We start from the raw sequence: 19,256 nt of genomic DNA, 5'->3' as shown, positions 1-19,256 counted from the left end.
GGGCTCGGCGCCGGGGCCGCCGTCTAGGCCGTGAAAGCGTCCCGGACCGCCTCGTACTCGCTCGTCCACCAGACCGCCAGGGCCGACACCGCGGGAAACTGCGGGTCGGCCCTTCGGTCGTTCAGCTGGTAGCGCCAGCGCAGTATCCAGAAGTCGTTGAGCCGTTCCCACCACACGCGGTGCACCGCCGCCGCGAGCTCCGCCGCGTCCGCGCCGGCGGCCCGGCGGTAGGCCCGGGCGTACGCGCGCACCTTCGGCAGCTCCAGTTCGCCCGCCGGCTGGACGAAGAAGATCGCCGCCGCCCGTACGGCCTCCTCGGCGCGCGGCTGCACGCCCAGCCGGTCCCAGTCGACGATCGCCGCGGGCTCCGCGCCCCGGTAGAGCAGGTTCAGCGGGTGGAAGTCGCCGTGCACCCAGCCGCCCGCGGAGCCCGGCGGCGGTCTGTGCCCGGCATGGCGCTCCAGCAGCGCCCGGCGCTCCACGAGCCGGTGCTCGGCGAGGGCGTCGAAGGCGTCGTGGGGGCGGGCGGCCCGTGCCAGGGCCAGCAGTTCGTCGATGAGCGCGAAGGTCTCCTCGGGGTCGGCGCTCTCGTACTCGCCGAGTTCTGTGTGGTCGACCTCCATGACCTGGTCGAGGCAGGTGTGGACGAGGCCCAGGAGGGAGCCGAGCCGACGGGACTGGGCCGTCGTGAGGTGGGCGCCGTCGCGGTGGCGCCCGTCGACCCAGGGGTGCAGGGCGTAACAGCGGCCGCCGATCACCGCGACCGTGCCGCCTTCGGTGTCCTCGACGGGCGGGGCGACCGGGACGCCGAGCGCCTGGAGCCGCTTGGTCGCTTGGTGCTGACGGGCGATGGCCTCGTGGTCGCCGTCGAGGTGGTGCTTGAGGAAATAGGCGCCGCGGGTGGTGGACAGCCGGTAACCGCGGTTGAGGAGGCCCAGGGTGACCGGCTCGCAGGACAGTGGTTCGCCCGGGTCCTCGTAGCGGCGCAGAAGCGGGCCGAGGGGTGGGGCGGTTGCAGATGAGCGCGGCACCCGCCAGATGTTAGATCACGCAGCGTGTCGGGTGGGACGCTCTTCGAGATAGTCCATCGTGTGCACGGTCACGAACCGGGGTTCGATCCGCAGATAGACAGGATCGAACGCCTCGCCGTTCATGTGGTGCGGCTGCTCCCCGAAGAGCCGCAGCTCCTCCTCGGACGGTTGGACCACCTCCGCCGTACCGCTGAACTGCACGGACCAGCGGACCGCCGCACCGGAGTTGAGGTTGTCCGCGCCGTAGGCCACCACGCTGCCGCTGGACGCGCTGTGGTAGCCGAAACCACGGTGTATCCGCAGGACCACGCTGCCGTCCACCACGATGTGGCGGGCCGGCGCGACGAACGGCATGGCCCGCATGCTCGTCGCCAGCCGGCCGTACGGCACACGGCCGAGCAGTTCGACCGCGCGGGTTTCCTCGGTGGACATGACTCCACTCTCCGTGACGGACGCCCTGCCCGACAGGGCCCGCTGCCCTCAACCCGCAGGGACGAAGGTCCCGGCGGCGGTGGCCGGAACGGGTCGGCCCGGACGGGTGAGCCGGGACGTCAGCGGTACTCGCGCTCCGCCTGCATCCGGGCCACGTAGGCGGCGGCCTGCGAACGCCGCTCCATGCCCAGTTTGGACAGCAGACTCGAGACGTAGTTCTTGATGGTCTTCTCGGCGAGGTGCAGCCGCTCGCCGATGACGCGGTTGGTCAGCCCCTCGCCGATCAGGTCCAGGATCCTGCGTTCCTGCTCGGTCAGGGCCGCCAGCTTCTCGTCGTTCTTCGGGCTGTCGCCGCCGCGCAGCCGCTCCAGCACCCGGGCGGTCGCCACGGGGTCGAGCAGCGACCGGCCGGCGGCCACGTCCCGTACCGCCGTCAACAGCTCGTTGCCGCGGATCGCCTTCAGCACATATCCCGACGCGCCGGCCATGATCGCGTCGAAAAGTGCCTCGTCGTCGGAGAACGAGGTGAGCATCAAACATTTGATGTGCTCATCGGCGGAACGGACCTCGCGGCACACCTCGACACCGCTGCCGTCGGGCAGCCGAACATCGAGAACGGCGACATCCGGGCTGGTCGCGGGGATTCTGACCAGGGCGTCTGCCGCCGTGCCCGCCTCTCCGACGACCTCGATGTCCTCTTCGCCGGCGAGCAGTTCGTGGACTCCGCGGCGCACGACCTCATGATCGTCGAGAAGGAATACGGTGATTTTTCCGTCTTCGGGCACGAAAGCAGTCTCACACATCTACTCTTCCCGTGCCCGGGGTGCCCGGGATAACGTGCCCGTGTTCCGGCGGCCTGCAAGGCTGTGACCAGTGGTTGTTCCCGTATTTCGCGATTTACTTGGATATCCAAGCAAAATCGCAGGTCAAATGGGGTTTCGCAGTAATGCGGCCCACTGGGTAACGTGCCTTTGGCAGGGCGCTCGCCGGGGCACCTGTCACGCCTGTTCCCGGCTGCGTCGCACCCACCCCGTGCACGGGTACGGGAATCAGGCGAGCCGCACTGGTTTACCCGGCGAACCCGGGGGCCGGACCGACGGAGGAGCACGCACGTGACCGTGGAGAGCACTGCCGCGCGCAAACCGCGACGCAGCAGCAAGCGCGTCAGCGCCGCGAAGAAGCCACAGGGCTCGGAGCCCCAGCTCGTACAGCTGCTGACGCCCGAGGGCGAGCGGATCGAGCACCCCGAGTACAGCATCGATCTCACGCCCGAGGAGCTGCGCGGCCTGTACCGCGACATGGTTCTGACGCGCCGCTTCGACGCCGAGGCCACCTCGCTGCAGAGGCAGGGAGAGCTCGGGCTGTGGGCATCACTGCTGGGCCAGGAGGCCGCACAGATCGGATCGGGCCGCGCGCTGCGCGACGACGACTACGTCTTCCCGACCTACCGTGAGCACGGCGTCGCCTGGTGCCGTGGTGTCGACCCCACCAACCTGCTCGGCATGTTCCGCGGTGTGAACCACGGCGGGTGGGACCCGAACACCAACAACTTCCACCTGTACACGATCGTCATCGGCTCGCAGACGCTGCACGCCACCGGCTACGCGATGGGCGTGGCCAAGGACGGTGCCGACTCGGCCGTGATCGCGTACTTCGGTGACGGCGCATCCAGCCAGGGCGACGTCGCGGAATCGTTCACCTTCTCCGCGGTCTACAACGCTCCCGTGGTGTTCTTCTGCCAGAACAACCAGTGGGCCATCTCCGAGCCGACCGAGAAGCAGACCCGGGTGCCGCTCTACCAGCGCGCCCAGGGCTTCGGCTTCCCCGGCATCCGGGTCGACGGCAACGACGTGCTCGCCTGCCTGGCCGTGACCCGGTCCGCGCTGGAGCGCGCCCGCCGCGGCGAGGGCCCGACGCTGGTCGAGGCGTTCACCTACCGCATGGGCGCGCACACCACCTCGGACGACCCGACGAAGTACCGGGCCGACGAGGAGCGCCAGGCGTGGGAGGCGAAGGACCCGATCCTGCGGCTCCGCACGTACCTGGAGAACGCCGTTCTCGACAAGGACGAGGCCGAGGCCTTCTTCACCTCCCTGGAGGAGGAGAGCGAGACGCTCGGCAAGCGGGTCCGCGAGGCGGTGCGGGCCATGCCCGACCCCGACGACCTGGCGATCTTCGAGAATGTCTACGCAGACGGGCACGCCCTCGTCGACGAGGAGCGCGCTCAGTTCCTCGCGTACCAGGCGTCCTTCGCCGAGGAGGGCAACTGATCATGGCCGCCACCAAACTTCCCCTCGCCAAGGCGATCAACGAATCGCTGCGCAAGGCCCTGGAGACCGACCCCAAGGTCCTGATCATGGGTGAGGACGTCGGCAAGCTCGGCGGCGTCTTCCGGGTCACCGACGGGCTGCAGAAGGACTTCGGCGAGGAGCGGGTGATCGACACCCCGCTCGCCGAGTCCGGCATCGTCGGTACGGCGATCGGTCTCGCACTGCGCGGATACCGGCCCGTCGTGGAGATCCAGTTCGACGGCTTCGTCTTCCCGGCGTACGACCAGATCGTCACGCAGCTCGCGAAGATGCACGCCCGCGCGCTCGGCAAGATCAAGATGCCGGTCGTCATCCGCATCCCGTACGGCGGCGGCATCGGCGCGGTCGAGCACCACTCCGAGTCCCCCGAGGCGCTCTTCGCCCATGTGGCCGGCCTCAAGGTGATCTCGCCGTCGAACTCCTCCGACGCGTACTGGATGATGCAGCAGGCCATCCAGAGCGACGACCCGGTCATCTTCTTCGAGCCCAAGCGCCGCTACTGGGACAAGAGCGAGGTCGACACCGAGGCGATCCCCGGCCCGCTCCACACCGCCCGTGTCCTGCGGACCGGCACCGACCTCACGCTGGCCGCGTACGGCCCGATGGTGAAGGTCTGCGCCGAGGCCGCTGCCGCCGCCGAGGAGGAGGGCAAGTCCGTCGAGGTCCTGGACCTGCGATCGATGTCGCCCATCGACTTCGACACCATCCAGACGTCGGTCGAGAAGACCCGCCGGCTGGTCGTGGTGCACGAGGCCCCCGTCTTCTACGGCTCCGGCGCGGAGATCGCCGCTCGCATCACCGAGCGGTGCTTCTACCACCTGGAGGCGCCGGTGCTCAGGGTCGGCGGGTTCCATGCGCCGTATCCGCCGGCGCGGCTCGAGGAGGAGTACCTTCCGGGTCTTGACCGGGTGCTGGACGCCGTCGACCGCTCGCTCGCGTACTGAGGAGTGCCGTGACCATGACTCAAGACACTTCGCTCCGCTTCCGCGAGTTCAAGATGCCCGACGTGGGCGAGGGACTCACCGAGGCGGAGATCCTCAAGTGGTACGTGCAGCCCGGCGACACGGTCACCGACGGCCAGGTGGTGTGCGAGGTCGAGACGGCCAAGGCGGCCGTCGAGCTGCCCATCCCGTACGACGGGATCGTGCACGCCCTGCGCTTCGAGGAGGGCACGACGGTCGACGTCGGCACCTCGATCATCACGATCGACGTGGCGCCGGGCGGCGGTGACGCGGCCCCGGACGAGCAGCCCGAGGCACAGACGGAGGCGGCACCGGTCGCGCCCGTCGCCGAGGAGGAGGCTCCCAAGGGACGCCAGCCGGTCCTCGTCGGGTACGGCGTCGCCGAGACCTCCTCCAAGCGCCGCCCGCGCAAGCCGGGCGCGGGGCAGGGGGTGCCGGCTCAGCCCGCCGCCGAGGGCGCGGGCTCGCACCGGCCGCAGGCCGCGGCGCCGCAGAGCCCCGCCGCCGCGATCCAGGCCGAGATGAACGGGCACGGCGGCACCGCCGCACCGGCCCGCCCGCTGGCCAAGCCCCCGGTCCGCAAGCTCGCCAAGGACCTGGGCATCGACCTGGCGACGGTCACCCCGACCGGGCCGGACGGCATCATCACCCGCGAGGACGTCCACGCGGCGGCCGCCCCGGCGGCCGCGCCCGCGCAGGCCCCGGCTCCGGCCCCCGAGCCCGTGGCCGCCGCCGCGGTGCCCGCGCCGGTCGCGGCCGGTGCGCGGGAGACGCGTGTCCCGATCAAGGGGGTGCGCAAGGCCACCGCGGCCGCGATGGTCGGCAGCGCGTTCACCGCGCCGCACGTCACCGAGTTCATTACGCTCGACGTGACGCGGACCATGAAGCTCGTCGACGAACTCAAGGCCGACAAGGACATGGCCGGGCTGCGGGTCAACCCGCTGCTGCTGATCGCCAAGGCGCTGCTGGTCGCGATCAAGCGCAACCCCGGGGTCAACGCCGCCTGGGACGAGGCCAACCAGGAGATCGTCCAGAAGCACTACGTGAATCTGGGCATCGCCGCGGCCACCCCGCGCGGACTGATCGTGCCGAACATCAAGGACGCGCACGACAAGACCCTGCCCGAACTGGCGCAGGCGCTCGGCGAGCTGGTCGCCACCGCCCGCGAGGGAAAGACCACGCCGGCGGCGATGCAGGGCGGCACGGTGACCATCACCAACGTCGGCGTCTTCGGCGTCGACACCGGTACGCCGATCCTCAACCCGGGCGAGTCCGCGATCCTGGCGGTCGGTGCGATCAAGCTCCAGCCGTGGGTCCACAAGGGCAAGGTCAAGCCCCGTCAGGTCACCACGCTCGCGCTCTCCTTCGACCACCGGCTGGTCGACGGCGAGCTGGGCTCCAAGGTGCTCGCGGATGTCGCGGCGGTCCTGGAGAACCCGAAGCGGCTGATCACCTGGGCCTGACCGGCCCGGCCCTGACCGGTGCTGAACGACGAGGTCCCGTGACGCCCGGCGTCACGGGACCTCGTTCGGTTCACCGGTGAATTTGGTGCATCAGTCGCGCTGCGCGCCGGCCGGGAGCGAGCGCACCTTCATCGTCGTGGCGGTACTGGAGCCGAAGCCGAAGTCCAGCAGCTTCGCCGCGTCCTTGGTGCGCTCGGTGACGCTGGAGCTGCCGAGGACGACGCCGACGTAGGTCTTGGTGCCGCGGGTGGCGGCGAAGACGAGGCAGTAGCCGGCAGCCGTGCCGGTGCCGGTCTTCACGCCGATGGCTCCGCTGTACGAGCCGAGCAGGGTGTTGGTGTTGTACCAGGTGTACGTGCGGGTGCCGCCGGTGCTCGTCGTCGCGGTGGTCTTGTACGACGTCGCCTTGACCACCTCACGGAAGACGGAGCTGCTCACCGCGTGGCGGGCGAGCTTCGCCAGGTCCCACGGGGTGGTGTAGTTGTCGCCCCTGGCGGAGATGCCGTCGAACGAGTCGAACTTGGTGTTCACCAGGCCCAGTTGCCTGGCCTTGGCGTTCATCTTGCCGATGAACGAGCTGGTGCGGGCGGCGGTCGTCGTCCCGGTGCCGAAGGTGTCGGCGATCGCGTACGCGGCGTCGCAGCCGGACGGCAGCATCATGGCGGAGAGCAGCTGGCGGACCGTCAGCTTGTCGCCGGTGCGCAGGTCCGCGGTGCTCGCGCCCTGCCTGACAACGTAGTCGCGGTACACCTGCTTGACGGTGACCTTCTTGTTGAGGTCCACGCCCTTGATCGTGAGAACCGTGATGGCGGTCACGAGCTTCGTGGTGCTCGCCATCTGGCGGCGGGTGTTGTTGGCCTTGCCGTAGATCGGCTTGGCGTCGAGCTGGTCGAGCAGGAAACCGCCCTTGGCGGTGATGGACGGGATCGGCTGCGCGGCCTGCGCGGGTGCGGCGAGAGGTGAAGCCGTCAGCAGCAGACCGCTCGCGAGAGCGAGCGTGGCTGCTCTGCGCAGGCCTTTGTGGCTCGATATCACAGAAAACTCTCCGAGTTCGCAAATGCGTCTGAACAAGGCCGAAAGGGACATGGCGAAAAGGGGGTCCCGTTACGAGACTCGTGACCGTGCCCGAAGGATGTAGTCCTGTGCGCATCTTGTCGGACATTTCTGTTCCTGCTCGCCCGTCCCGGCCGCCCGTCCTGCATCGTGGACATGGCTTTCTGATGCACCTGTCTTGTATCTAAGCTGTGCGCATGCCTGCCGCAGCCCCCGCCGCCGACCGCGTCTACACCCACGTCAAGCAGGCAGTCCTGGACCGCCGTTACGAGGGCGGGACCCTTCTCACCGAGGGTGAACTGGCCGATGCCGTAGGGGTGTCCCGCACGCCCGTCCGTGAGGCCCTCCTCAAGCTGGAGGTCGAGGGGCTGATCAAGCTCTATCCGAAGAAGGGCGCCCTCGTCCTCGCCGTCTCCGCGCAGGAGATCGCCGACGTCGTGGAGACCCGGCTGCTCGTCGAGGAGCACGCCGCCCGCAAGGCCGTGCCCGCCCCGCCACAGCTGCTCGCCCGTCTTGAGGAGCTCCTGGAGCAGCAGAAACGGCAGGTCCAGGAGGGCGACTTGGCGGCGGTCGCCGTCACCGACCGGTGCTTCCACGCCGAGATCGTCCGCAGCGGGGGCAACGAGATCCTGTCCCGCATCTACGACCAACTCCGCGACCGGCAGCTGCGGATGGGCGTCGCCGTGATGCACTCCCACCCCGACCGGATCACCAAGAACGTCGCCGAGCACAGCGAGATCCTGGACGCCCTGCGCGCCGGCGACCCGGACCTGGCCGCCGCTCTCGTCCACCGGCACGTCGGCTGGTTCAGCAACCTGGCGCGGGGCGAGGTCCGATGACGACCCACGCCGCGCTGCCGGGAGACCCTCCGGGCGGCCGACGCGCCGCCGCCGTCTGGGGCATCGGCGTCGCCGTCTACTTCGTCGCCGTCATCTTCCGGACCTCCCTCGGCGTCGCCGGCCTCGACGCCGCCGACCGCTTCGACGTCAACGCCTCGGCGCTGTCCACCTTCTCCATACTCCAACTGCTGGTCTACGCCGGCATGCAGATACCCGTCGGCCTGATGGTCGACCGGCTCGGCACCAAGAAGGTCCTGACCCTCGGCGTCGTGCTGTTCACCGTCGGACAGCTCGGCTTCGCGCTGGCCCCCTCGTACGGCACGGCGCTCGCCGCCCGCGCCCTGCTCGGCTGCGGCGACGCGATGACCTTCATCAGCGTGCTGCGGCTCGGCAGCCGCTGGTTCCCCGCCCGGCGCGGGCCGCTCATCGGGCAGGTCGCCGCCCTCTTCGGGATGGCCGGCAACCTCGTCTCCACCCTCGTCATCGCCCGCATGCTGCACGGCATGGGCTGGACCGCCACCTTCGCGGGCAGCGCCGGGGCCGGTGTGCTGGTCCTCGTCCTGATGCTGGTCTTCCTCAAGGACCACCCGAAGGGCCACGAGCCGCCGCCCGCCCAGCACGCGGGAGCCGCGTTCGTCCGCAAGCAGATCGCCCTGTCCTGGAGTGAGCCCGGCACCCGGCTCGGTATGTGGGTGCACTTCACCACCCAGTTCCCCGCCATGGTGTTCCTGCTGCTGTGGGGGATGCCCTTCCTCGTCGAGGCCCAGGGGCTGTCCCGGGAGACGGCGGGCTCGCTGCTGACCCTGGTCGTGCTCTCCAACATGGCGGTGGGGCTGGTGTACGGGCAGATCATCGCCCGCCACCACGCGGCGCGCGCTCCGCTCGCGCTCGGCACGGTCGGCGCGACCGCGCTTCTGTGGGCCGCCACGCTCGTCCATCCCGCCGACCACGCCCCGATGTGGCTGCTGATCACGTTGTGCGCCGTGCTCGGCGCCTGCGGGCCCGCGTCGATGATCGGCTTCGACTTCGCCCGGCCGGCCAATCCGCCCCAGCGGCAGGGCACGGCGTCCGGGATCGTCAACATGGGCGGCTTCGTGGCGTCGATGACGACGCTGCTGGCCGTGGGCGTGCTGCTGGACGCGACCGGCGACAACTACCGGATCGCGTTCTCCTCGGTGTTCGTGCTGGAGGCGCTCGGGGTCACGCAGATCCTGCGGCTGCGGGCCCGTACGGCGCGCCGGGAACGGGAGCGGCTGGTGGCGAGCCGGGTGGAGGCGGTGCACGTCCCGGCATAGGGGCCGCGTCGGGACGCACCGCCCCGGGGCGCGCTGCGCCGGCTCACACTCGCGCCGGGCCGCACTGCCCCGGTCCGCGTGCCCGGGCGGACCGGCGCGCGGCGGCCGGCGGGGGGTCTCCGGGGGCCGTCGACCTCAGCCGCACCGCGTGAGCGTCAGGGCGTGACCGCGAACTCCCGCAGGATCGCCGTGGCCAGGTCCTGGTCGCCGTCCACCTTCACCCGGTCCACCGCCGCCGTCGCCCGCATACGTCCGCACGCCAGCCGGTGGTACGTCTCCCAGTCCATGGCCAGGGTCACGACGGGCCCGAGCGACGGTGCGCCGTCGACCGTTCCGCGTCCGTCCGCGTCCACGCGGACCGTACGCAAGAACTCGACCGGACCGTGGACATCGAAGACGACCGCCGAGTTCGGCGGTGCGCCCGCGTCCTTGGCGACCGTCTTCGGGAGCGCCTCCAGCAGGCAGTCCCGGGTGATGTAGGCGCCGGGGGAGTCCTCGTTGCCCGGCCGGCCGATGGCGGCCCGCAGATCCTGTTCGTGCACCCAGAGATCGAACGCGCGCATCCGCATGGCGAGTTCGAGCGTCTGCTCGGCGCCCAGCGGCGCGCGGACCACCGCGTCGGGGCCGCGGGTCTCGTTGCGCAGCTGGCGGGCGCGCCGAATCATCGTGTATTCGAGCTCGGAGGTCATCTCCGGGGCCGTGTGGTGCCGCCGCACATCGACCTGCATCTCCATATAGCGCGCGAAGTCGCTCTTCACGTGGTAAAGATCACGCGGCAGTGTGTGGATCGGCCGGGGATCGCCGAGCATCTCGCACTCCATGCCGATGACGTGCGAGACCACGTCACGCACCGACCAGGCGGGGCACGGCGTCGGACGGTTCCACTCACCCTCGACGAGCGGCTGCACCAGCTCGGCTATCGATTCAAGGGAGTGGGTCGAGGCGTCGGCGTAGGTCTGGAGGCTGGGATGGACGGTCACGGGACCCCTCGGCGGTTCTGCGGTACGCGGGCTGGGCTGCTGCTGACTGCTGGGCTGCGTGGGAGGCTCGGCAGTTAAGTTACGCTGCCGAGCGTCACCCCGGCAGTGCTTTCGTGTGACGATCGTAGGCCCGCCCCGAGGGCTCGAATGCCAGGACGGTGGTAGTGTGCGCGCCTCTCTCATCCAGATCGCAGCAGACTCGGACGAAACGGTCAATTCTCGTAGGCTGCGCGCGGCTTCACTCGTTCGTGAGCAGCGCGGCGCGGATCTGGTGGTCCTGCCCGAGTTGTGGCCGGTCGGAGCGTTCGCGTACCAGTCGTTCGAGGACGAGGCCGAGACACCGGAGGGGCCGACGTACGAGGTGATGGCCGGGGCCGCGAGCGACGCGGGCGTCTGGCTGCACGCGGGTTCGATCGTCGAACGCGACCCCGGCGGCACGCTCTACAACACCTCCCTCGTCATCTCCCCCACGGGCGAACTCGCCGGTACCTACCGCAAGATCCACCGCTTCGGCTTCGACAAGGGCGAGGCGGTGATGATGGGCGCGGGCGCGAACCTGGCGACGGTCGCGCTGCCCGATCTGACCATCGGCCTCGCCACCTGTTACGACCTGCGCTTCCCCGAGCTCTTCCGGGGCCTGGTGGACGCGGGAGCCGACCTGTTCGTCGTCCCCGCGGGCTGGCCCGCCCGCCGCCGCGGCCACTGGACCCTGCTGGCGCGCGCCCGCGCGGTCGAGAATCAGGCGTACGTCCTCGCCTGCGGTACCGCGGGCACCCATGCGGGCGTCGAGCAGGCGGGGCACAGCATCGTGGTCGACCCGTGGGGCGAGGTGCTCGCCGAGGCGGGGCCGGACGAGGAGATCCTGACCGTCGACCTCGACCCCGTGAAGGTGGAGGCGACGCGGGATCAGTTCCCGGTGCTGAAGGACCGGCGCCTGGGCATGGCGACGCCCGACATCCTGCGCTGAGCCGCTGAGCCGCCGATCTGCTGAGCGCTGAGCCGCCGAGCCGCTGCCCGGCTGAGCCGTCGGGCCCGTCCCGTCCGGGGGCGGGCCTTCGCCTGCTGGGAGTTATCCCTCCCCCGCCGCGGCGGGAACGACGGCGGGCGGCTCGCGCCCTGGCTCCCGCCGAACACCATCACCCGCGACGATCGCCCATCGGTGTCCCGCCCCGGCCCCGTCGCCCTGGTGATCCGGCAGGCCGTGCCCCGCACCACCCCCCGGGGCGGGGCACGGCCGCTCAGTCCTCTTCGCGCTCCTTCTCCGCCATCCGGATCACGCACACGGCCACGGCGATCATCAGCGCGGCGTCCGCGTCCTCCCGGACCACGTTGACGGCGTACGTCTCCCGCACGTGGAACCACTGACGCGAGATGTGCGCCAGCAGCTCACCCTCGTACTCGACGACGAACTCCCGGTCGAGGATGCGTCCGCTGACATCGAGCTCGGTGCCTTCGGCGAGGGTGACGCGGTAGTGATTGCGCAGCAGCGACAGCCGCTTCCTGCGGATGGTGGCGAGGGTGCGGTCGTCGCGCTCGATGGTCATCGTGTCCCGCAGGCTGATCAGCTTCTTGCGGAGCGTGACCAGGATCATGCCGTTCGGGTCCTTGAGCTCCAGGGTGTCCCGGAGGCGCAGCGCCTTGCCGTCCACGAGGAAGGCGTGTCGGCCGTGCTCGTCCTCGATCCAGTAGTCGTCGCCGATCGCGAGGATTTTGTCGCGCACAAGATATTTCATACGGAATGCGTACCCCGGGCGGCGACGCCGGATGGGGTGACGGCCGCACGTGCACGCGTTCGGGCGTCCGGGCCGGCTCCATCCTCGCCGGGGCTGCCGTCCGCCCTGCCTGGGCCCGCAATCCGGCACTCACGCCCAGGTGGCAAGCTTGAACCATGAACGATGCCGCCCCGGCGCCCACCCCCGCGCCCCGCAAGCGTGCCCGTGTCCGTGCCCCTGAACTGGTCGGCAAGGGCGGCTGGCTCAACACCGGTGACAAGCAGTACGCACTCGCGGACCTCCGCGGAAAGATCGTTCTGCTCGATTTTTGGACGTTTTGTTGCATCAACTGCCTCCATGTCCTCGATGAGCTCCGCGATCTCGAGGAGAAGCACCGCGACACCGTTGTGATCATCGGGGTCCACTCGCCCAAGTTCGTCCACGAGGCCGAGCACCAGGCCGTCGTCGACGCCGTCGAGCGGTACCAGGTGCACCACCCCGTCCTGGACGACCCCGAGCTCGCCACCTGGAAGCAGTACGCCGTCCGCGCCTGGCCCACGCTCGTCGTGATCGACCCCGAGGGGTACGTCGTCGCGCAGCACGCCGGTGAGGGGCATGCGCACGCCATCAGCAGGCTCGTCGAGGAGCTGGAGGCGGAGCACGAGGCCAAGGGGACCCTGCGGCGCGGGGACGGACCTTATGTGGCGCCCGAGCCCGTCGCCACCGATCTGCGCTTCCCGGGCAAGGCCGTGCTGCTGCCGTCCGGGAATCTCCTCGTGTCCGACTCCACCCGCCATCAGCTCGTCGAGCTGGAGCCCGACGGGGAGAGCGTCGTGCGGCGGATCGGGGACGGGATCCTCAATGAGCCGCAGGGGCTCGCCCTGCTGCCCGACGGGCGGGTCGCCGTCGCCGACACCGTGAACCACACGGTCCGTGCGTACGACCCGGAGACCGGCGCGTTCGAGACGCTCGCCGGGACCGGCCGGCAGTGGTGGCAGGGCTCGCCGACCGGCGGTCCCGCGCTGGAGGTGGCGCTGTCGTCGCCGTGGGACGTGGCCTGGTGGGGCGGGAAGCTGTGGATCGCCATGGCCGGTGTCCACCAGCTGTGGACGTACGACCCGGAGACCGGGACGGTCGAGGCCGCGGCGGGCACCACCAACGAAGGCCTTGTCGACGGGCCGGCCGCCGAGGCCTGGTTCGCGCAGCCGTCCGGGCTCGCCGCCACCGAGGAGCGGCTGTGGATCGCCGACTCCGAGACGTCCGCGCTGCGCTGGATCGGCCCTGATCTCGTGGTGCACACGGCGGTCGGCACCGGCCTCTTCGACTTCGGGCACCGGGACGGACCGGCGGAACAGGCCCTGCTCCAGCACCCGTTGGGTGTCACCGCCCTGCCGGACGGGTCGGTCGCCGTCAGCGACACGTACAACCACGCGCTGCGCCGGTACGACCCGTTGAGCGGCGAGGTTCGCACGCTGGCGACCGATCTGCGGGAGCCCTCCGGGGCCGTTCTCGTCGGTGACGACATCGTCGTGGTGGAGTCGGCCCGGCACCGGCTGACCCGGCTGCGGCTGCCGGACGAGGCGGTACGGGTCGAGGCCGTCGCGCACCGTACGCAGCGGGCGGCGACCGAGGTCGCCGGTGGCGCGCTGCGGCTGGACGTGGTCTTCCAGGCCCCGGCAGGCCAGAAGCTGGACACCCGGTACGGGCCGTCCACCCGGCTGCTCGTCTCCTCGACGCCGCCCGAGTTGCTGGTGGCCGGCGAGGGCGCCGGCACCGAGCTGTCGCGTGATCTGGAGATCGATCCGGCGGTGGGCGAGGGCGTGCTGCACATCTCGGCGATGGCGGCGTCCTGCGACGATCCGGCCGGGGGGATCGAGGGCGAGTACCCCGCCTGCCATGTGCACCAGCAGGACTGGGGCGTCCCGGTGAAGGTGACGGCGGACGGGGCGGCCCGGCTGCCACTCGTCCTCGCGGGGATGGACGAGGGCCGCTAGACCGCCGGGCCGCGGTGGGGCTCAGTGGAACAGGCCCTGCCGCGAGGCCGGCCCCGCCGTCTCACCTCTTGGCCGGTGCGGTCGTACTGCCGGACGCGACTGCTTTGGAGGAAGCCGGATTCGTACGCCTCGTCCTCGGCCCGCGGCGGCCGGTCGTGGTGCCGCGAGCACCCAGGCGGTGGGCGGTGCCGTCCGAGCCCTGTCCCGGACGTTTCGCGATCGCCGAACGCGCCGCCGGGACGCGGGAGTTCAGCCCTCCAGGAACGACGCGAGGGCGTTCGCCAGCAGGTAGGGGTCGTCGGAGCCGCACAGTTCCCGCGCACTGTGCATGGACAGGATCGGCACACCGACGTCGACGGTCTGGATGCCGTGGCGGGCCGCCGTGATGGGGCCGATCGTGGTGCCGCAGGGCATCGCGTTGTTCGACACGAACGTCTGCCAGGGCACGCCGGCCTTCTCGCAGGCCGCGGCGAATACCGCGCGGCCGCTGCCGTCGGTGGCGTAGCGCTGGTTCACGTTCACCTTGAGGATGGGGCCGCCGTTCGCGCGCGGGTGGTGCGTGGGGTCGTGGCGCTCCGCGTAGTTGGGGTGCAGGGCGTGGCCGGTGTCGGAGGACAGGCACACGGAGCCGGCGAAGGCGCGGGCCTTGTCCTCGTAGCTGCCGCCGCGGGCGAAGACCGAGCGTTCCAGGACCGTGCCGAGCAACGGGCCGTCGGCGCCGGTGTCGGACTGGGAGCCACTCTCCTCGTGGTCGAAGGCGGCGAGCACGGGGATGTACGGCAGGCCGGGCGACGTGGAGACGGCGGCGAGCGCGGCGGTGACCGCGTGCACGGACAGCAGGTTGTCCATGCGCGGTCCGGCGAGCAGTTCGCGGTCGCGGCCGAGGTAGGCGGGCCGCTCCACGGAGTGCACCATGAGGTCCCAGCCGGTGACGTCGCCCTCGGTGAGACCGCTCTCTTCTTCGAGGAAGCGGATGAGATCGCCCTCGTGGACGTCGCCGAGGCCCCAGATCGGCTGCATGTGGCGCTGCTTGTCGAGCTTGAGGCCGTCGGTGTGCACGGAGCGGTCGAGGTGGATCGCCAGTTGCGGCACGCGCAGCAGCGGCCGGTCGATGTTCACCAGGCGGTGGGAGCCGTCGCGCAGGCTCAGCCGGCCGGCGATCCCGAGGTCGCGGTCGAGCCAGCTGTTGAGGAGCGGGCCGCCGTAGACCTCCACGGCGACCTGCCGCCAGCCGTGCGTACCGGTGTCGGGCAGCGGCTTGACCCGCAGGTTCGGGGAGTCGGTGTGGGCGCCGACGATCCGGAAGGGGGTGTGCGCACTCGCTCCTTCGGGCACGAACCAGGCGATGATCGCGCCGCCGCGGAGCACGAACCGGCCGCCGGTGGTCCCGTCCCAGGCGTCGGTCTCCTGCACCTGGCGGAAGCCGGCCTTCTCCAGCCGTTCGGCCGCGGTCGCCACCGCGTGGTACGGCGTCGGCGAGGCCGCCAGGAAGGCCATGAGGTCGTCGGTGTGTCCGCGGTCGAAGCGGGCGGGGGCGCTGCTGCTCATGGAGCCACCTTAACGAGGGGGCCGCGACGGGCGGAAAGGGAAAGCGGCCCGCCCCCCGAGGGGGAGCGGGCCGCACGAAGCGTGGTCGGTCAGAACGACGCCTCGTCAAGGTCCATCAGCGAGAGGTCAACGGTCTCCGCGAGGGCGCGCTCGGAGGAGACGCCCGGCAGGACGTTGGCCGCGAAGAACTTCGCGGCCGCGATCTTGCCGCGGTAGAACGCCACGTCCTTGGCGGACGCGGTCTCCAGCTTCTCGGCGGCGACGGCCGCGCCGCGCAGCAGCAGGTAGCCGACGACGACGTCGCCGGAGGCCATCAGCAGCCGCGTGGTGTTGAGGCCGACCTTGTAGATGTTCCTGACGTCCTCACCGGTGGCGATGAGGTCGTTCGTCATGGTGCCGACGATCGCCTCGAGGTCCACCGCCGCCTTGGCGAGCGCGTCGCGGGCCGGGGCCAGCTCCTCGCCGCCGGTGCCGACCGCGAGGAACTTCTTGATCTCCTCGGAGAGGGCGTTCAGCGCCTGGCCCTGGTCGCGGACGATCTTCCGGAAGAAGTAGTCCTGGCCCTGGATGGCGGTGGTGCCCTCGTAGAGGGTGTCGATCTTGGCGTCCCGGATGTACTGCTCGACCGGGTACTCCTGGAGGTAGCCGGAGCCGCCGAAGGTCTGGAGCGACTGGGCGAGCTGCTCGTAGGACTTCTCGGAGCCGTAGCCCTTGACGATCGGCAGCAGCAGGTCGTTGAGGGCGACGAGGGCGGCGGTGTCCTCGCCGGCGGTCTCCTTGGCGGCGATCTCGTCCTGGATGGAGGCAGTGTAGAGGACCATGGCGCGCATGCCCTCGGCGTACGCCTTCTGCGTCATCAGCGAGCGGCGCACGTCGGGGTGGTGCGTGATGGTGACCTTGGGCGCGGTCTTGTCCGCGAAGTTCACCAGGTCCTGGCCCTGGACGCGCTCCTTGGCGTACTCCAGGGCGTTCAGGTAGCCGGTGGAGAGGGTGGCGATGGCCTTCGTGCCGACCATCATCCGGGCGAACTCGATGATCATGAACATCTGGCGGATGCCGTCGTGCTTGTCGCCGATCAGCCAGCCCTTGGCGGGGTGCTGGTCGCCGAACGTGATCTCGCACGTGTTGGACGCCTTGAGGCCCATCTTGTGCTCGACGTTCGTGGCGTACACGCCGTTGCGCTCGCCCAGCTCGCCGGTCTCCCAGTCGAAGTGGAACTTCGGGACCAGGAAGAGGGACAGGCCCTTGGTGCCCGGTCCGGCGCCCTCGGGGCGGGCCAGCACGTAGTGGAGGATGTTCTCCTCCATGTCGTGCTCACCGGAGGTGATGAAGCGCTTCACGCCCTCGATGTGCCAGGAGCCGTCCTCCTGCTCGACGGCCTTGGTGCGGCCGGCGCCCACGTCCGAGCCGGCGTCCGGCTCGGTGAGGACCATGGTGGATCCCCAGCGCTTCTCGACGGCGATCTCGGCGACCTTCTTCTGCGCCTCGTTGCCCTCGGTGTAGAGGATGCCGGCGAAGGCCGGGCCCGAGGAGTACATCCATATGGCCGGGTTCGAGCCCAGCAGCAGTTCCGCGTACGACCAGATCAGGGAGCGGGGCGCCGTGGTGCCGCCGATCTCCTCGGGCAGGCCGAGGCGCCAGTACTCGGAGTCCATGAAGGCCTGGTAGCTCTTCTTGAAGGACGCCGGTACGGGCGCGGTGTTGGTCTCGGGGTCGAAAACCGGGGGGTTGCGGTCGGCGTCCGCGAAGGATTCCGCCAGCTCGTTCTCGGCGAGCCGGGCGACCTCCTCCAGGATGCTCTTGGCGGTGTCGACGTCCATCTCCGCGAACGGACCCGTGCCGTACAGCTTGTCGCGCCCGAGGACCTCGAAGAGGTTGAACTCGATGTCGCGGAGATTCGACTTGTAGTGCCCCATGGCGACGGCTCCGTAAGGATCGGGAGAAGGTGCCGGACGGCGGACTTCGCGTCCACGTACCAGTAAGTAGCTACGATGATGCTACCCGTCGGTAATAAGATGCAACCCCTCTTGGGTGAACTGTGACTCGTTACTCTTGCGGGCATGTACGGCTATGACCAGAACCCGGGCGCTCAGCAGCAGTACGCCCCCCAGCAGCCATACGGGGGACAGCCGCACGGGCAACCGCTGTACCCCGAGCCGTCGCCGCCGTCCCTCGCCGACGCCGTACGGGCCTTCACCACGGCTTCCCTGTCCGCGGAGGACTTCCAGCAGATCTTCGCGACCTCCAAGGTCTACTGCCCGCGGGGCGACAATCCGGGGTTCCTGGCGCTGCACAACACCCAGCAGCCGGTCATTCCGATGTTCACCTCCCTCAAGGAGCTGCGCCGGTACGCGGGCAAGGAGTCCAAGTACTTCGTGATCACCGGCGCCGAGGTCATCGACCTGCTGCCGACGGGATACGGCTTCGTCCTCGACATGGAGGGCGAGCACCGCATGGTCTTCGACGCGAAGGCCGTCGAGCAGATGGTCGACTTCGCGATGCGGCGGATGTACGGCTGACGATGCGGCTCAGCGGGCGCCCGGGAGGAATACCTCCCGGGCGTTTCTGGTTCCGGGTGGCAGAAAGTTCAGCATTCAACTAAAGTGGTCGTACAAGGAGGTAGTCCCATGCCTGCAGTGACTGTCGAGAACCCGCTCACCCTGCCGCGTGTGTCCGCGTCCGCGGACGCCGTGCCGCGGCCCGTCCTCACGGTGACCACCGCACCCACTGGCTTCGAGGGGGAGGGTTTCCCGGTGCGCCGCGCGTTCGCCGGGATCAACTACCGCTACCTCGACCCGTTCATCATGATGGACCAGATGGGCGAGGTGGACTACGCGCCGGGCGAGCCCAAGGGAACGCCCTGGCACCCGCACCGCGGCTTCGAGACCGTCACCTATCTGATCGACGGAACGTTCATCCACCAGGACAGCAACGGCGGCGGCGGAACCATCCAGGACGGCGACACCCAGTGGATGACCGCGGGCTCCGGTCTGCTGCACATCGAGGCGCCGCCGGAGTCGCTCGTCATGTCCGGCGGGCTCTTCCACGGGCTGCAGCTCTGGGTGAACCTGCCCGCCGCCGACAAGATGATGGACCCCCGCTACCAGGACATCCGCGGCGGCCAGGTCCAGCTGCTCAGCACGCCCGACGGCGGTGCGCTGCTGCGCGTCATCGCGGGTGAGCTCGACGGTCACGAGGGCCCCGGCATCACGCACACGCCGATCACGATGATCCACGCGACGCTGCGTCCCGGCGCGCAGCTCACGCTGCCGTGGCGCGAGGAGTTCAATGGCCTCGCCTACGTCCTGGCCGGACGCGGCACGGTCGGCACCGACCGCCGGCCGGTCCGCACCGGACAGACCGCGGTCTTCGGCGAGGGCGGTTCGCTGACCGTGCGGGCGGACGAGACCCAGGACTCGAACACCCCGGACCTCGAGATCGTGCTGCTGGGCGGCCGTCCGATCCGCGAGCCCATGGCGCACTACGGGCCCTTCGTGATGAACACGCAGGCCGAACTCCAGCAGGCCGTCGAGGACTTCCAGAAGGGCCGCCTGGGCACCGTCCCGGCCGTCCACGGGATGTAAGGGCGATCCTCCCGACCCCGCGGGCGGTGTGCTTCCCGCACACCGCCCGGCGGG

Annotated in this window: 17 protein-coding genes; 9 read left to right on the top strand and 8 right to left on the bottom strand. The window is 70.2% G+C overall.

Going from position 1 to position 19,256, the window contains the following annotated elements; translation table 11 throughout:
* Nucleotides 1-23: 23 nt before the first annotated feature.
* The 3 genes from ABTX78_RS10675 to ABTX78_RS10665 form a co-directional block, all read right to left on the bottom strand.
* Nucleotides 24-1,031, bottom strand: coding sequence for a phosphotransferase (locus ABTX78_RS10675; protein ID WP_352206435.1), 1,008 nt, complete (start codon nucleotides 1,029-1,031; stop codon nucleotides 24-26).
* A 15-nt stretch (nucleotides 1,032-1,046) separates the two neighbouring features.
* Nucleotides 1,047-1,463, bottom strand: coding sequence for a pyridoxamine 5'-phosphate oxidase family protein (locus tag ABTX78_RS10670; RefSeq protein WP_352206434.1), 417 nt, complete (start codon nucleotides 1,461-1,463; stop codon nucleotides 1,047-1,049).
* Between the two features lie 119 nt (nucleotides 1,464-1,582).
* On the bottom strand, nucleotides 1,583-2,248 hold the full coding sequence (locus tag ABTX78_RS10665) for a response regulator (RefSeq protein WP_352206433.1): 666 nt from the start codon (nucleotides 2,246-2,248) through the stop codon (nucleotides 1,583-1,585).
* Between the two features lie 327 nt (nucleotides 2,249-2,575).
* Between ABTX78_RS10665 and pdhA the strand changes: the two genes are divergently transcribed.
* The 3 genes from pdhA to ABTX78_RS10650 are packed head-to-tail and all read left to right on the top strand — an operon-like array spanning nucleotide 2,576 to nucleotide 6,197.
* Nucleotides 2,576-3,733, top strand: coding sequence for a pyruvate dehydrogenase (acetyl-transferring) E1 component subunit alpha (gene pdhA, locus ABTX78_RS10660; protein WP_352206432.1), 1,158 nt, complete (start codon nucleotides 2,576-2,578; stop codon nucleotides 3,731-3,733).
* A gap of 2 nt (nucleotides 3,734-3,735) precedes the next feature.
* On the top strand, nucleotides 3,736-4,716 hold the full coding sequence (locus tag ABTX78_RS10655; protein ID WP_352206431.1) for an alpha-ketoacid dehydrogenase subunit beta: 981 nt from the start codon (nucleotides 3,736-3,738) through the stop codon (nucleotides 4,714-4,716).
* 14 nt (nucleotides 4,717-4,730) lie between these two features.
* A complete protein-coding gene (locus ABTX78_RS10650) occupies nucleotides 4,731-6,197 on the top strand; it encodes a dihydrolipoamide acetyltransferase family protein (protein WP_352206430.1) in 1,467 nt (488 codons plus the stop codon).
* 90 nt (nucleotides 6,198-6,287) lie between these two features.
* Here the strand turns inward: ABTX78_RS10650 and ABTX78_RS10645 are convergent, their stop codons facing one another.
* Nucleotides 6,288-7,211, bottom strand: a complete 924-nt coding sequence (locus ABTX78_RS10645) for a D-alanyl-D-alanine carboxypeptidase family protein (protein ID WP_352206607.1) — start codon at nucleotides 7,209-7,211, stop codon at nucleotides 6,288-6,290.
* A 236-nt stretch (nucleotides 7,212-7,447) separates the two neighbouring features.
* On the opposite strand from ABTX78_RS10645, the gene ABTX78_RS10640 reads away from it, so the two are divergent.
* Both ABTX78_RS10640 and ABTX78_RS10635 read left to right on the top strand, forming a co-directional pair.
* Complete coding sequence (locus tag ABTX78_RS10640) at nucleotides 7,448-8,089, top strand: GntR family transcriptional regulator (protein ID WP_352206429.1); 642 nt, start codon at nucleotides 7,448-7,450, stop codon at nucleotides 8,087-8,089.
* Entirely contained in the window at nucleotides 8,086-9,384 is a 1,299-nt protein-coding gene (locus ABTX78_RS10635; protein WP_352206428.1) for an MFS transporter, read from the top strand. Before ABTX78_RS10640 ends, ABTX78_RS10635 begins: the two co-directional genes overlap by 4 nt.
* A gap of 155 nt (nucleotides 9,385-9,539) precedes the next feature.
* Here ABTX78_RS10635 and ABTX78_RS10630 read toward each other — a convergent pair whose 3' ends face one another.
* Entirely contained in the window at nucleotides 9,540-10,364 is an 825-nt protein-coding gene (locus ABTX78_RS10630; RefSeq protein WP_352206427.1) for a maleylpyruvate isomerase family mycothiol-dependent enzyme, read from the bottom strand.
* 166 nt (nucleotides 10,365-10,530) lie between these two features.
* Here ABTX78_RS10630 and ABTX78_RS10625 point away from each other — a divergent pair, with 166 nt between their 5' ends.
* Nucleotides 10,531-11,331 (top strand): carbon-nitrogen family hydrolase, encoded by an 801-nt coding sequence (locus ABTX78_RS10625; protein WP_352206426.1) that lies wholly within the window; start codon nucleotides 10,531-10,533, stop codon nucleotides 11,329-11,331.
* A 271-nt stretch (nucleotides 11,332-11,602) separates the two neighbouring features.
* On the opposite strand, the gene ABTX78_RS10620 is transcribed toward ABTX78_RS10625, so the two are convergent.
* Entirely contained in the window at nucleotides 11,603-12,097 is a 495-nt protein-coding gene (locus tag ABTX78_RS10620; RefSeq protein WP_352206425.1) for an LURP-one-related/scramblase family protein, read from the bottom strand.
* A gap of 155 nt (nucleotides 12,098-12,252) precedes the next feature.
* Here ABTX78_RS10620 and ABTX78_RS10615 point away from each other — a divergent pair, with 155 nt between their 5' ends.
* Nucleotides 12,253-14,070, top strand: coding sequence for an NHL domain-containing thioredoxin family protein (locus tag ABTX78_RS10615; protein ID WP_352206424.1), 1,818 nt, complete (start codon nucleotides 12,253-12,255; stop codon nucleotides 14,068-14,070).
* 249 nt (nucleotides 14,071-14,319) lie between these two features.
* Here ABTX78_RS10615 and ABTX78_RS10610 read toward each other — a convergent pair whose 3' ends face one another.
* Both ABTX78_RS10610 and ABTX78_RS10605 read right to left on the bottom strand, forming a co-directional pair.
* Nucleotides 14,320-15,618: a M18 family aminopeptidase gene (locus ABTX78_RS10610; RefSeq protein WP_352206423.1), complete on the bottom strand. Its 1,299-nt coding sequence runs from the start codon at nucleotides 15,616-15,618 to the stop codon at nucleotides 14,320-14,322.
* 89 nt (nucleotides 15,619-15,707) lie between these two features.
* Nucleotides 15,708-17,534, bottom strand: a complete 1,827-nt coding sequence (locus ABTX78_RS10605; RefSeq protein WP_352206422.1) for an acyl-CoA dehydrogenase — start codon at nucleotides 17,532-17,534, stop codon at nucleotides 15,708-15,710.
* Between the two features lie 144 nt (nucleotides 17,535-17,678).
* Here ABTX78_RS10605 and ABTX78_RS10600 point away from each other — a divergent pair, with 144 nt between their 5' ends.
* Together ABTX78_RS10600 and ABTX78_RS10595 are read left to right on the top strand one after the other, a co-directional pair.
* A complete protein-coding gene (locus tag ABTX78_RS10600; protein ID WP_313945228.1) occupies nucleotides 17,679-18,137 on the top strand; it encodes an SseB family protein in 459 nt (152 codons plus the stop codon).
* A 108-nt stretch (nucleotides 18,138-18,245) separates the two neighbouring features.
* The gene (locus ABTX78_RS10595) at nucleotides 18,246-19,202 is read left to right on the top strand and encodes a pirin family protein (protein ID WP_352206421.1); all 957 of its coding nucleotides are present in this window, start codon (nucleotides 18,246-18,248) and stop codon (nucleotides 19,200-19,202) included.
* Nucleotides 19,203-19,256 lie beyond the last annotated feature (54 nt).

It is taken from the genome of Streptomyces sp. NPDC096193 (genome assembly GCF_040302905.1).
Lineage (GTDB): Bacteria > Actinomycetota > Actinomycetes > Streptomycetales > Streptomycetaceae > Streptomyces.
This window is presented reverse-complemented; position numbering and strand designations above follow the sequence as displayed.